13 protein-coding genes are annotated in these 12,776 nt (G+C 74.2%); 1 reads left to right on the top strand and 12 read right to left on the bottom strand.

Annotated elements, in window-relative coordinates; translation table 11 throughout:
• Positions 1 to 10: 10 nt before the first annotated feature.
• Both V9U70_RS12820 and V9U70_RS12815 read right to left on the bottom strand, forming a co-directional pair.
• The gene (locus V9U70_RS12820; RefSeq protein WP_336674863.1) at positions 11 to 1,057 is read right to left on the bottom strand and encodes an NAD-dependent epimerase/dehydratase family protein; all 1,047 of its coding nucleotides are present in this window, start codon (positions 1,055 to 1,057) and stop codon (positions 11 to 13) included.
• 45 nt (positions 1,058 to 1,102) lie between these two features.
• Positions 1,103 to 2,287 carry an alcohol dehydrogenase catalytic domain-containing protein gene (locus V9U70_RS12815; protein WP_336674862.1) on the bottom strand — a complete coding sequence of 395 codons (1,185 nt, stop codon included), beginning with the start codon at positions 2,285 to 2,287 and terminating at the stop codon, positions 1,103 to 1,105.
• 240 nt (positions 2,288 to 2,527) lie between these two features.
• On the opposite strand from V9U70_RS12815, the gene V9U70_RS12810 reads away from it, so the two are divergent.
• Positions 2,528 to 3,064 carry a cysteine hydrolase family protein gene (locus V9U70_RS12810; RefSeq protein ID WP_336674860.1) on the top strand — a complete coding sequence of 179 codons (537 nt, stop codon included), beginning with the start codon at positions 2,528 to 2,530 and terminating at the stop codon, positions 3,062 to 3,064.
• A gap of 42 nt (positions 3,065 to 3,106) precedes the next feature.
• Here the strand turns inward: V9U70_RS12810 and V9U70_RS12805 are convergent, their stop codons facing one another.
• From V9U70_RS12805 to V9U70_RS12760, 10 genes are all read right to left on the bottom strand, one after another.
• Positions 3,107 to 5,386 (bottom strand): catalase, encoded by a 2,280-nt coding sequence (locus tag V9U70_RS12805; RefSeq protein WP_336674858.1) that lies wholly within the window; start codon positions 5,384 to 5,386, stop codon positions 3,107 to 3,109.
• Positions 5,387 to 5,602: 216 nt separating this feature from the next.
• Positions 5,603 to 6,409, bottom strand: a complete 807-nt coding sequence (locus V9U70_RS12800; protein WP_336674984.1) for a SigB/SigF/SigG family RNA polymerase sigma factor — start codon at positions 6,407 to 6,409, stop codon at positions 5,603 to 5,605.
• Between the two features lie 287 nt (positions 6,410 to 6,696).
• Entirely contained in the window at positions 6,697 to 7,761 is a 1,065-nt protein-coding gene (locus V9U70_RS12795) for an iron-containing redox enzyme family protein (protein ID WP_336674856.1), read from the bottom strand.
• Complete coding sequence (locus V9U70_RS12790) at positions 7,758 to 7,991, bottom strand: CDGSH iron-sulfur domain-containing protein (protein ID WP_336674854.1); 234 nt, start codon at positions 7,989 to 7,991, stop codon at positions 7,758 to 7,760. Before V9U70_RS12790 ends, V9U70_RS12795 begins: the two co-directional genes overlap by 4 nt.
• 13 nt (positions 7,992 to 8,004) lie before the next feature.
• Positions 8,005 to 8,703, bottom strand: coding sequence for a HemK2/MTQ2 family protein methyltransferase (locus V9U70_RS12785; protein WP_336674853.1), 699 nt, complete (start codon positions 8,701 to 8,703; stop codon positions 8,005 to 8,007).
• 40 nt (positions 8,704 to 8,743) lie between these two features.
• Positions 8,744 to 8,965: a hypothetical protein gene (locus V9U70_RS12780; RefSeq protein WP_336674851.1), complete on the bottom strand. Its 222-nt coding sequence runs from the start codon at positions 8,963 to 8,965 to the stop codon at positions 8,744 to 8,746.
• Between the two features lie 154 nt (positions 8,966 to 9,119).
• Positions 9,120 to 9,479 (bottom strand): ANTAR domain-containing protein, encoded by a 360-nt coding sequence (locus V9U70_RS12775; protein ID WP_336674849.1) that lies wholly within the window; start codon positions 9,477 to 9,479, stop codon positions 9,120 to 9,122.
• Positions 9,480 to 9,944: 465 nt separating this feature from the next.
• On the bottom strand, positions 9,945 to 10,841 hold the full coding sequence (locus V9U70_RS12770; protein WP_336674848.1) for a glycosyltransferase family 2 protein: 897 nt from the start codon (positions 10,839 to 10,841) through the stop codon (positions 9,945 to 9,947).
• Positions 10,838 to 11,779: a glycosyltransferase family 2 protein gene (locus tag V9U70_RS12765; RefSeq protein WP_336674847.1), complete on the bottom strand. Its 942-nt coding sequence runs from the start codon at positions 11,777 to 11,779 to the stop codon at positions 10,838 to 10,840. Before V9U70_RS12765 ends, V9U70_RS12770 begins: the two co-directional genes overlap by 4 nt.
• The gene (locus V9U70_RS12760; RefSeq protein ID WP_336674846.1) at positions 11,772 to 12,773 is read right to left on the bottom strand and encodes a glycosyltransferase family 9 protein; all 1,002 of its coding nucleotides are present in this window, start codon (positions 12,771 to 12,773) and stop codon (positions 11,772 to 11,774) included. The genes V9U70_RS12765 and V9U70_RS12760 overlap by 8 nt, the downstream gene beginning before the upstream one ends.
• Between the last annotated feature and the right edge of the window lie 3 nt (positions 12,774 to 12,776).

Genomic DNA, 12,776 nt, shown 5'->3' with positions numbered 1-12,776 from the left:
GGGGCGCGGGTCAGCCGACGCTCCGGCCGGCCAGCGGTGCGGTGTCCTCGCCCCTGCCCCGCCGCACTCCGCGCAGGAAGGCGCTCAGCGCCTCCTGGGACGACCGGGACGGCTGCCACCCCAGGACGTCGCGGGCGCGGCCGCAGTCCAAAACCGGCAGGCGCAGCACCGCGTCGAACAGATGGGGGGAGGCCGGCACGGCGTGGGTCCGCCACGCGGCGGCCAGCGCGGTGCGCACGAGAGCCCTGGGGACCCGGACCACGCGGGAGCCGAGCAGTTCCGCCAGCGTCCCGGCGTCGACCACCGGGTCGGCCGCGAGGTTGAACGGCCCGCGTACGTCGTTGAGCGCGGCCAAGCGGTAGGCCTCCGCGGCGTCCGCGGTGTGGAGCGCCTGGAAGCGCAGTCCCGGCAGGTCCGGCACGAAGGGGAGCAGGTCGGGCCGCAGGAGGGAACCCGGCACGTACCGGCCTGCGAAGATGCGGCGTTGTTCGGAAGCCGCCGTCTCCTTGAAGAGGAAGCCGGGCCGCATGCGCACGATGCGGATCTGGGGGTGCCGCAGTTCGAAGGTGTCCAGCACCCGTTCCAGATACGCCTTCTCCCGGCAGTAGGCCGCGTCGGGCCAGCCGTGGGTGGGCCACTCCTCGTCGACCCCGGGTTCGTCCTTGGGGCCCGGGGAGTAGGCGCCGACGGACGAGGCGTGCACGAGCGCGGGGACCCCGCTGTGCGCCACGGCGCGGAAGACCCTCACGGACCCCAGGACGTTGCTCCGCCAGGTGACGACCGGATCGTGGGTGGGCTGGAAGCGCCAGGCCAGGTGGACGACGGCGTCCGCGCCGCGCAGCAGGCCGCTGAGCCGGTCCTCGCTGTCGGGCCGTGAGAGGTCGACCGTGTCCCACCGCACCCCGGCGATCTCCAGGGCGGGCCGTCTGCGGGCGAGTGCCAGCACCGAGGCCACCCGGGGGTCCCCCGCCAGGGCGCGTACCACGCTCGTCCCCACGTTTCCGGTGGCCCCCGTGACCACGATCCGCTTCCCGGCCGGCCGACCGTCGCTCTCCATGGCGTGCTCCCTTCCTGCGGTGTCCGGTGCCCCGCTCCGGGGCGGTCAGGGGACGAGCAGCGTCTTGATCATGCCGTCCGCCTTCTTCTGGAACGTCTCGTAGGCGCGGGGACCTTCTTCGAGCGGCATGCGGTGCGTGGCGAAGGTGTCCACGCCGAGGGGGTCGTCGTCGCCGAGCAGTGGGAGGAGGTCGTCGACCCAGCGTTTGACGTTGGCCTGGCCCATGCGGAGCTGGATCTGCTTGTCGAACATGGTGAGCATCGGCATCGGGTCGGCCGAGCCGCCGTACACGCCGACGACGGAGATCGTGCCGCCCCGCCGCACCACGTCGATCGCGGTGTGGAGGGCCGCGAGGCGGTCGATGCCCGCCGTCTCCATCAGTCGGCGTCCGACCGCGTCGGGCAGCAGCCCGACCGCGGTGTGGGCCGCCTTGGCGACGGGCGCGCCGTGGGCCTCCATGCCGACCGCGTCGATCACCGCGTCGGTGCCCCGCCCGTCCGTGAGGTCCCTGACGGCGTCGCCGAGGTCCTTGCCGTGCCGGCGCTGGTCGAGGCAGGTCGCCCCGTAGGAACTGACCCGGTCCAGCCGTTCGGGCACCCGGTCGACGCCCACGACCAGCCCCGCCCCCCGGTGCAGGGCGATCCGGGCGGCCATGGCCCCGATGGGCCCGAGACCCAGCACGGTGACGCTCCCGCCGGGCGGGATGTCCGCGTACTCCACGGCCTGCCACGCGGTGGGCAGCACGTCCGACAGGTAGACGAAACGGTCGTCCGGCGGGCCGTGCGGGACCTTGACCGGCAGGGTGTTCCCGAAAGGGACGCGAAGGTACTCGGCCTGGCCGCCGGGGACCTGTCCGTACAGCTTGGTGTAGCCGAAAAGGGCGGCTCCGGTGCCGTACGCGTGCACCTGCGTGGTCTCGCACTGGGAGTGCAGCCCCTGGTCGCACATGAAGCAGTGGCCGCACGACACGTTGAACGGGATCACCACCCGGTCCCCCGGGGCGAGCGCGGTCACCTCAGCTCCCACCTCCTCGACCACCCCCATCGGTTCGTGCCCGAGGATGTCGCCCGGATCGAGGTAGGGCCCCAGCACCTCGTACAGGTGGAGGTCGGAGCCGCAGACGCCGGTGGAGGTGATCTTGACGATGACGTCTGTCGGATCTTGGATGCGCGGGTCGGGGACGGTCTCCACCCGGACGTCCCGCTTTCCCTGATAGGTCAAAGCGCGCACGGCTGCTCCCATTCTCGCATCGGTTTTCCACGCCGACGCCGGCGTGGCCGGGCCCCGGAGGGAAGGACGCCTGCCGAGTTCCCGTGAGGGGTCCCGCGAAACCCGGCGAACGGGATGCCCACGGAGAAAGGGGGCGGGCATGCGGACAAAGGGAGAGCCCACCGCGTACCTGTGGCGCCTGGGCAATCTGGACGGCCGGCCGTGCCGACGGCGACCGGGCGGGGGTGAGACGATGAGGGCATGGGAAAAAGCGCCCTCATCGTCATCGATATGATCAACACGTACGACCACCCCGACGCCGAGCTGCTCGTCCCGTCCGTCCGCGCCGCGCTTCCGCACCTCTCCCGCCTCGTCGAGCGCGCCCGGTCGGAAGACGTGCCGGTCATCTACGCGAACGACAACTTCGGTGAATGGCGGTCCCATCACGGGGAGATCGTGGGAACGGCTCTCCAGGGAAAGAACGCCGAACTCGTGGAACCCCTCCTGCCGGACGACGACTCGCTGTTCGTCGTCAAGGCCCGGCATTCCATCTTCTACGAAACGCCCCTCAGCTTTCTCCTCTCCCAACTGGGCGCGGACCACGTCGTACTCTGCGGTCAGGTGACCGAGCAGTGCGTCCTGTATTCGGCACTCGACGCCCATATCCGGAAACTGCGGGTCACCGTCCCCGAGGACGCGGTGGCCGCCATCCATCCGGATCTGGCCGAGGCCGCCCTGCGCATGATGGAGCGCAACATGGGCGCGGCGATCCGCAGGGCGGAGAAGGTCGAGTTCTGAGGGCGCGGGCGGCCCGTCGCGGCGGGCCGCCCGCGCCGGGTGTCAGACCGCCGGCGGGAAGCGGTCCCAGACGCGGTGCTCGCCGAGCAGGTCGACGACCTGGTCCAGCACCGTGGTGGAGTCGGCGCCGGTCACCACTCCGGGCCCGCCCGGCGAGGCACCCGCCGCCTGCAGGACCGCGGCGACCTCGCCCCAGCCGCCGACCGCCTTCCCGTGGCGGTAGGCCTCCGACAGCAGCAGCAGGACCCGGGGGTCGGTCACCGCGCCGTCGCCCGCCGACGACCCGCCGGCCTTGGCGTCCCGTGCCCCGTACGCGTCGTCGCCGCGGCCGGGCGCTCCGGCCAGCAGCAGCGCGTCGAACTCCACGGACCGCGCGTTGGCGAAGGTGCGCTGGACGGTGACCGGGTCGCCGTCCGCGTCGAGCACCCCGCCCGTGGGTGCGACGACCAGGGGCACCATGCCGGCGTCCAGCACCGCTTCACGGACCGCGCGAACGCCGGCCAGGTCCCCGTCGGCGTCGGTCACGATGCCGACGATCCGGCCGTCCACGGGCCAGGAGTGGCCCAGCTGCGACAGGGCCGGGCTCGGCTGCGGGGACGCGAGTTCCACGGTGGGCCGGGGGGCGGGCAGTCCGAGGCCGACGGCGACCTCCGAGCAGAGCGTGGCGTCGATATTGGCGAGCACCTTCAGGGCCCGCTCCTTCACGGCCTGCTCGTAGCACTTGCTCAGTTCGAAGGTGTACGCGGCGATGATGTGCTCACGCTCCACCGGGGTCATGCTCAGCCAGAACAGCCGCGGCTGGGAGAAGTGGTCGGCGAACGAGGCCGGGGCCTCCCGCACCTTGCTCGCCTCGGGGACCGTCACCGGCGTCTCGACGAACGCGCCCGTGTCCGCTCCGGCCAGGAACGGGCAGCCCCCGTCGAGCGAGTTGGGGCGGTAGGGCGCGACGCCCCGGTGGACGGCCGTCTGGTGCATGCCGTCGCGGAGCATGTCGTTGACCGGGGCGTGCGGCCGGTTGATCGGCAGCTGCGCGAAGTTCGGTCCGCCGAGCCGGGAGATCTGGGTGTCCAGATACGAGAACAGCCGGCCCGCGAGCAGCGGGTCGTCGGTGATGTCGATGCCGGGCACGAGGTGGCCGACGTGGAAGGCGACCTGTTCGGTCTCGGCGAAGTAGTTCGACGGGTTCGCGTTCAGGGTGAGCAGCCCGACCGGCTGCACCGGGGCGAGCTCCTCCGGAACGATCTTCGTCGGGTCCAGCAGATCGATCCCCTCGAACGTCTGGTCGGCGGTGTCGGGAAACGTCTGGATGCCCAGTTCCCACTGCGGGAAGGCGCCGGCCTCGATGGCGTCGGCGAGGTCGCGGCGGTGGAAGTCGGGGTCCGTCCCGTTGATGATCTGCGCTTCCTCCCACATCAGGGAGTGCACGCCGAGCCGGGGCTTCCAGTGGAACTTGACCAGGGTCGTCGAGCCTTCGGCGTTGACCAGGCGGAAGGTGTGGACGCCGAACCCCTCCATGGTCCGGTACGAGCGGGGGATGCCGCGGTCGGACATGTTCCACAGGGTGTGGTGGGCGGCCTCCGTGTGCAGGGTGACGAAGTCCCAGAAGGTGTCGTGGGCGCTCTGCGCCTGCGGGATCTCCCGGTCGGGGTGGGGTTTCCCGGCGTGGATGACGTCGGGGAACTTGATCGCGTCCTGGATGAAGAAGACCGGGATGTTGTTGCCGACGAGGTCGAACACCCCCTCCTCGGTGTAGAACTTCGTGGCGAATCCCCGGGTGTCGCGCACGGTGTCGGACGAGCCGCGCGAGCCGAGCACGGTGGAGAAGCGCGTGAAGACCGGCGTCTCGACGTCCTTGGCGAGAAAGGCGGCCTTGGTGACCCCGGACGCCGTGCCGTAGCCCCGGAACACTCCGTGAGCGGCCGCGCCGCGGGCGTGGACGACACGCTCCGGGATGCGTTCGTGGTCGAAGTGGGTGATCTTCTCCCGCAGGTGGTGGTCCTGAAGCAGCACCGGCCCGCGGGCCCCGGCCTTGAGCGAGTGGTCGCTGTCGTGGAGCCGGGCGCCCTGCGCCGTGGTCAGGTACGCGCCCGACTGGGCACGGTCGGCCGGGTCGGCGCCGGTATCCGCGCCGGTCGGGCTCATCGGTGCCGGGCCGCGCTGGTCCGGCTTGGGCGGGAGGGGCGGCTGCGGCCGGGTGGGCTCGTCGACCGGGGGCGTCCGGGAGCCGGGCTTGCCGGGGATTCCCTCCTCGGGGGAGTCCGAGGCGCCCAGCGCGTCGGCGGCCTTCTCCGCGGCGGCCTTCAGGGGGTTCTTGTCGCTCATGACAGCTCCGTACGTGAGGCGGGCGATGCCGTTGACGGCGGTGAGACCGCTCGTGGCCCCGGCGGGGCGGGCCGCCCCACTGCCGGCGGCGCACCGTCCCGGTGCGCGAGGCCGGAGGGCACGGGCCACCGAGTACCCGGGCCGCCGCGCCTCACACCGGCAGGGCCGCCCGGCCACGCGCACAGCGGTCGGCCGGGCGGGTGAGGGCGGGCGCGTTCATCCCGGGCGGGCCTGGCTGGAGGGTCTTCGTACGGCGGCCTCGCGCGCCGCGCTCTCCCGGATGCGGCGGCAGGACTCGCTGATGAGGCGGGACACGTGCATCTGGGAGACGCCCAGTTCGGCGGCGATGGCGCTCTGCGTCATCCCGGCGAAGAACCTCAGATAGAGCACCCGCTTCTCGCGGTCCGCCAGCCGGTGGATGCCCGGTCTCGCCGCTTCCCGGTCCAGCACCAGGTCGAACGCCTCGTCCACCGCCCCCAGGCTGTCGGCGAGGAGCAGCTCTCCACCGCCCGCCGCGGCCTCTGCGTCGATGGACAGGGCGCTGAAGCCGTGCAGCGCCTCGCTCCCCTGGCGCACCTCCTCCTCCGTCAGCCCGGTGTGCTCGGCGATCCGGGCCGGGGTGGGCACAGTGCCCGCGGCGGTCAGTTCCGCCCCGGCCAGGCGCACCACGTTGCGCAGGTTCTGAATCCGCCGGGGCACGTGCACCGACCACATGCGGTCCCGGAAGTGCCGCTTGATCTCCCCGGTGATGGTCGGAACGGCGAAGGGGGCGAAAGCGCGGCCCAGGGCCGGGTCGTAGCGGTCCACCGCGTTGACGAGGCCGATCGCCGCGACCTGCCGCAGGTCCTCCAGCGTCTCCCCGCGGTTGCGGTACCGGCCGGCCAGCCGGTGGGCCATGGGGAGCCAGGCGCAGATGATCTCGCTCCGCAGCCGGTCTCGCGCGGGCCCGTCGGGCATCTCGACGAGACGGCGGAAGTCCGCGGTCGAGTCGGGGTCGTCGGCATACCGGCTCTCGACGGCCATGGGGGTGCTCAACTCCTCACCGGACGGGCTGGCTGGCACCGGGAGGATGGTGCGCGGGAGGGCGCCGAGCAGCGGCGCACACGGCCCGTGCGGCATCCGTCGCCGGGACGTGCCTCACCTCCGAAGCACCCAGTGGCCTTGCCACGTGCGGCGATCGAGAAAACCGGCGGGCGCGACGTTCACCCGACCGGCACGGAACCGGAGGGCGCCGCGCCGACCCGGCCGCGCTGCCGGTTCGGCGCGGCCGGGAGCGGTGATCGGCTCCCCGGACCCGTCTCGGCGAGCGGCTACGCTCCCGCCGCCGCGGTCCGTTCGCCGTCGGCGGCCGTCAGCGGCGCCCGCAGAGCGGTGCGCCCTTCGTCCCACGCGGCCAGCAGGTGCGCGGAGAGGCGCCCTTCCAGGTGTTCGGTGGCCTCGATGCCCAGGACGACGTCCGCCGCGAGGTGGGGTTCGTCCTCCAGGAGGCCGTCGATCACCTCGCGGCGGACGACCTGCTCGTGAACGGCGTCGGCCTCCACGTGCTCGTCGTAGAACCGCTGGGCCGCAGGGCCCGCGCCGGCTCGGCGCAGGGCTTCGGCCAGTCGCCTGGACCCGGGCGACGAGGTGATCTCGACGGCGGCGAAGTGGCCGACCAGGGCACCGCGCAGCCTGCGGTGGAGCCCGAACAGGGACATCATGTTGACCGTGGCCAGCGCCTGGGCCGGCGCGGCGTCGAGATAGCGGCCGTAGCGCGGATCGAGGCCGAGGTCGCTCATCAGGTCGGCGAACAGCTGTGCGTGGATGTCCTCGGCCCTGCCCGCCCCGAACTCGTCGAACTCCACGGCGATCATTCCCGCCTTGGCCCGGCCCTGGAGCCTGGGCACCACCCACAGGTGCGGGTCGGCCTCCTTGAGGTGGTAGAGCGAGCGCAGCGCGGCGTACTCCCGCAGGCGCCACAGCTCGCCCTCCTTGCGCAGGCGGTGGCTGACGCTGTGCCCGTCGTCCGTCGCGGGCTCCAGGAGCAGGGCGTCCACCGCCGCTGCCACGTCCTGCCCGCCAGGGCCGCTGTCCCGGCGCAGGGCCGAGAGGAACACGTCCTCCGCGGCAGCGCGCACCCGGAGCAGGGCGGGGTCCCACTCCAGGCGCTCGTCCACGCCGGCGAAACCGCGGTAGTGGAGTTCGTAGAGCACGTAGAGCAGGAGCTGGAGGTCGTCTCCGTACGGGTCGGCCGCATGGACCTCCGCGTCGTCGGGCAGTCGGGTCTCCCGGCCGGCCAGCCGGTCGAGGACGCTTCGGGACAGGGCGCCGCGCGCGGTGGGGCGCGGGGGCGGCGCGGCGGGGCTCGGTCGGGACGTGGTGACGGAGCTGGTCACGGTCGGGGCTCCTCCTCCCGCTCGGCGTCGCGCCGTTCGCCGGTGGCGGCGTTCGGCGGTCCTGGGGGCCTGCGGCGGCGGTGACTGGTGTCGCACCAGGGATAGGAGCGGCTGCGGCGACAGGTGCAGATCGCCGTGACGAAGCGGTCGGAGCGCACGGTGGTCCCGTCGGCGCCGACGACCTCGACGGGGCCCTCCACGAGGACGGGGCCCTCGCGGTCCACCGTCACCCGGCGTGGTTTCTCATTCCTTGCGGGCACGGATCACCACCAGTTCCTCCAGGTCGAGATGGTCCTGCAGGAACCCTCTGGCCCGCAGCCAGTGTTTGCGTCCGCGTGTGACGGGGCCGAACGGGATCTTCACGCGGTCGGTGACGACGGGGGTCAGCCCCGACGCCGCCAACCGGCTCAGGGTCTTCTCCGGGCAGCTCAGCGCCGACTGCACCAGGAGCAGCATGCCCCCCGGCCGCAGGGCGGTGAAGGCGCCGTCGCAGATCCGGTCGAGGAGCACCCGGCCGTCGAGCCCCGCGTCCCAGGCCCGCTGGGCTCCGCGACGCGGAACGGAGGCGCTGGGGGCCGGCACGTAGGGCGGGTTGCTGATCAGCGCGTCGAAGGACCGGCCGGGCAGCGCGGAGAACAGGTCGCCGCGGCGTACCTCGACGGGCAGCCGGGCGAGCGCGGCGTTCAGGCGGGCGGACGCCACCGCACGGCGGCCGATGTCCACCGCGGTGACCCGCGCCCCGAGGCGGGCGGCGTGCAGGGCCAGCGCCCCGCTTCCGGTGCAGAGGTCCAGCACCTCCGTACCGGCGCGGACGCCCTCGCGGCGCAGGGCGGAGGCCAGCAGCAGGGTGTCGGTCTGGGGGCGGTACACGCCGGGCAGCCGCAGCACCCTGGCCGACCACGGGGCTCCGACCTGCCGGTCGGCCAGGGCCTGCGGGGTCATCGGTGTGTCCCCGCCCTCACGGATTCCGCCCGTGGGGTCGTCAACGGCCGGCACCGGGACGCCCGTCCGCGCGTTCCTGGCCCCGGGCGTCCGCCTGCCTGCGACGGCCCTCCCGCACTCGTCCCCCGTCATCGAGCGCCTTTCCGTCCGATTCCTTGATCAGCCCCCTGGCCTTGAGGACCTTGGCTCGCAGGAGCCTGCCCACGTCACGCATGGTGTCCTCCTGTGCGGTCAGCATGAGTTCCACGGTTGAGCGGTTCATGTCTCCTCGTCACGCCCCGGGGCCCGGCACGGCCGGACCCCGGACTTCTCGCGCGCCCGGTCGGCCCGGGTGCTGTACGTCTGGGTGACCCGGAACGGCACGGGTAAACATCCCTGCCCGCGCGACCCGGCCGGTGGCGATCGGCGCCGACGGATCACCGGGCCCGGACGTGCCTCATGGCGGTGTGCAGGGCGCGGCGGGTGACGGGCGGCATGGGCGTCCCGTGGAAGCTCTCCACGAGCTGGTGGGCGATGTCGCGCAGTTTGACGTTGCTGTCCTGCGACGCGGTGACGAGCACCTGCCACGCCTGTCGGCTGGTGCAGGGTGTGGAGGCGATGAGGATGCCCCGGGCGATGTCGATGATCGGCCGGGTGCTGAGCGCCGCGCGCAGCCCCTCCAGCTCGCTGCGCAGGACCTCGATGTCCGTGACCACCGGCTTCGCGGCCTTCACCGGCCCGGTGGGGGCGCAGGGCGCGGTGGGCCCGTCGGGACTCCGCTCCAGTCCTTCTCGCATCTTCGCCTTCCCTTGCTCCTGTCGCCCACCCGGGTGGGGGGGCTCGCCCCGTGCGCCCACGGAGCCGGGCACGGCCGTCTCCGCGGTCCGCGTCCGTCCGCGCACCGGGGCCGGGCGGCGTCGGGAGGGGCGGGCCCCCTGCGGGGGGCGGCGCAGGGGCCCCGGGACGGGTGCGGCTCCTGGGGCGAGGACCCCCGTCGGCGAGCCCCGGGCGCGGCACGGCCGCTGAGGGGCTCCCCCCGCGGCCGGCCGCTGTCTTCGCCCGGCCTGCTCTCCGGCGGGAGGGCGCATCCGGGGTACGGGTGCGCCCCTCCACCGCTCGGAGCATAGGCAATCCGGACAGGTCGGACGAACGCAACACGCGCCCCCCTCCGACGGGTCCCCGCCGAGGAATCGTTCCCGCTCTCCCGGGTCGCGGCGCCGGTGCGAGCCTCCGCCGGGGGACGTGGCCCGGCGGTGCGGCGTTCAGCCCACGTAGCGGCGGGCGTTCGACGTCCGGCGGGCCCGTTCCAGCTGGGTCAGCCGCGCTTCCAGACCACGCGGCACCGGGCGCCGTTGCCGCAGGACCCACGGGAGGCCCGCGGCCGCCTGCCCGAAGGCCCGGACCGACGCCTTGTCCCGGGGGACCGTACGCATCAGGTGGGCGGTCCGGCGCAGGGCCGGGGCCCAGGGGCGGCGCAGCCAGGTGAACCAGAGCGTGTTGCGCAGGCCCAGTGTCCGGCGCGCGGTGCTGTCACGGACCGTGGAGGCCGCGTGGTGGATGAGCAGCTCTTGGGCGTAACACAGCCACCATCCCTGCCGCAGCAGATCGGTGGCCAGCAGCTCCTCCTCACCGCCCAGCCACAGACCGGGGTGGAATCCCCCTGCGCTCCGGAAGGCCTCGGTGCGCATCACGGTCGCCGCGGCCAGGAACGAGCCGAGGGCGGGTCCGGGCAGCCAGTCGGGGCCGTCGAGCGGCGAGTCCCGCAGTTCCGCGACGACCGGGTCCTCCTCCCCCGCCGGTTCGACCACGATGCGCGCGGTCACCGCGGCGAGCCGGGGCCGGGGGTCGAGGAGGTCCGCGGCTCGGCGCAGGGACCCCGCCTCCCACCAGGTGTCGTCGTCGCAGAAGGCGACGTAGGGGGTACGCACGTGCTGGACGGCCAGGTTGCGGCCGACCGCGCCCAGGTTGCGGCCGGGCGTGAGCAGCGTCATCTCCGGGAAGAGCCGGGCGACGGCCTCTGCCGTGCCGTCCGCGGAGCCGTTGTCGGTGACGATGACCGGGGGGCTCTCGGGCAGGGCGCGCAGCAGTCGCAGGGTGCGCAGCAGCTCGGGGCGGCGGTTGTGGGTGATCACCACGACGGTGGTGCGGGGGTCGGTCATGCGCTCTCCTTCCGGGCCAGGGCCGCGCCGGCGTCCGGTCCGCTCGTATGCCCCTCCAGCAGGCGCACCGAGCGTTCGACGCGCGGGGGCAGAGGCCGGCGTTGCCGAACGGCGGCGGGCAGCCTGGCCAGGGCTCCGCGCAGCGCCGCCGCGGCTCCGGGTTCGCCGCGTGCCGCCGCCGCGGTCAGCCTGGCGGTGTGCGCGAGCGCCACACTCACCGGCCGGCGCAGCCAGTCGGTGAGCAGGGCGTTGCGGCGCAGCAGTTCCGGGCGGCCCGGACGGGCGGCGGGGTCGGGGTGGTGGTGGGCGGTCACGGTGGGCTCGTAGGCGACGCCCCAGCCGGCGGCCGCGAGGTCGTAGGCGAGCAGCGTCTCCTCTGCCCCGAAGAAGAGCAGCGGGTGGTAGCCGCCGGCGTCGAGGTGGGCCCGTCTGCGGACGACGCACGCGCAGCCGAGGAAGCCGAGGACGGGGCGGCCCGGGAGGCCGGGCTGCGGGGGCAGCGGTGAGCGGGCCAGCAGGGCGTTGACGGGGTCGTCCCGCTCCTCGGGGCCGACCAGGCTGCGGGCAGCCAGGAGTCCGAGGCGCGGGTGGGAGTCGAGGAGGTCGGCGGCTCGGCGCAGGGCCCCCGCCTCCCACCACGAGTCGTCGTCGCTGAAGGCGACGTACGGGGTCGTCGCCCGGCGCACCGCGAGGTTGCGGCCCAGCGCCCCGGTGTTCCGCCCGGGGGCCAGGACGCTGGCGCGGACCGGGTGGGCGCGCAGGGCGGCCGTCACCGACCTGTCCGTGCCGTTGTCGACGACGACGACCGCAGGCCGCTCGGGCAGTTCGGCCAACCGGTCCAGGGTGTGCAGCGCGCTGTCCGGCCGGTCCTTGGTGATCATGGCGACGGTGGTGCGGGGGTCGGCCTGCGCGCTCGCCTCCGCCGGGCGCTCAGCCATGTCCGGTCCTCTCCGCCGGCCTGCGGGCTGCCGGACGGGCGTGCGCGAGGACGCAGGCGAGGACCTCTACGGTGCCGATGCGCAGCAGCGACGGGTCGGGGACCGGGCCGTGCGGGTCGCCGGGCGGGCCGGGGTGCCACAGGGCGGTGTGCCGCGTGCCCGGCGGGGGTCCCCACAGCCGCGGCGCGACGGGGCCGAAGAGGGTGACCGAGGGCGTTTCGTGGGCGACGGCCAGGTGGGCGGGGCCGGTGTCCCCGCTGAGGAGGCAGGAGGCCCCTGCGACCAGGGCGGACAGCTCCGCGAAGGGCAGTCCGCCGGACAGGACGTTCTCGGCCTCCAGGCCGGCCTCTTCGGCCACGGAGGCGGTCAGCTCCTCCTCGCCCGGTCCGCCGGTCACCACGACGCGGCACCCCGCGGCCAGCAGTCGGCGCACGACGACGGCGTAGTGGCGGGCGGGCCAGCGGCGGGCGGGCGCTTCCGCGCCGGGGTGCACCACCACCGCACCGGGGGCCGGCGAGGGTGCGGAGGGCGGGGGCAGCGCGACGTCCGCGGGGTCCGCGTCGATGCCGAACGCCGTCAGGAGCCGGCACCAGCGGGTGCGCTCGTGGTCCTCCGCCCGCCAGACGGGGGGTTGCACCACGCCGGGGGGCGGGTCCGCGTACGAGATGATCCGGCGCGGCCGGAGGGCGGCGAGCGCGGCGTGGCTCTCGGGTCCGTTGCCGTGCAGGTCGACGGCGATGTCGGGCGGCGGTCCGTGCCAGCCGGTGAGCGCGGGGACTCCCCGGCCCGGGGCCTGTGCGGGCAGGACGGTGTCGACGGCTCCCGTCGCCATGGCGGCGTCCCGCAGTGACGGGGGGAGGGCGAGGACGATCTCGTGGCGGGGGAAGGCGCGGCGCACTCCGCGCAGGGCCGGCACCCCCGCGAGCAGGTCGCCCAGGCCCAGGGCCCGCAGGACCAGGACGCGGGGCCGCGGCTCGGTGTCCGGGCCTGGCATGGT

This window comes from Streptomyces pratensis (assembly GCF_037137275.1).
GTDB classification, from domain to species: Bacteria; Actinomycetota; Actinomycetes; order Streptomycetales; family Streptomycetaceae; genus Streptomyces; species Streptomyces pratensis_B.
The sequence above is the reverse complement of the archived record's forward strand: the minus strand, read 5'-3'. Positions and strand labels throughout refer to the sequence as shown.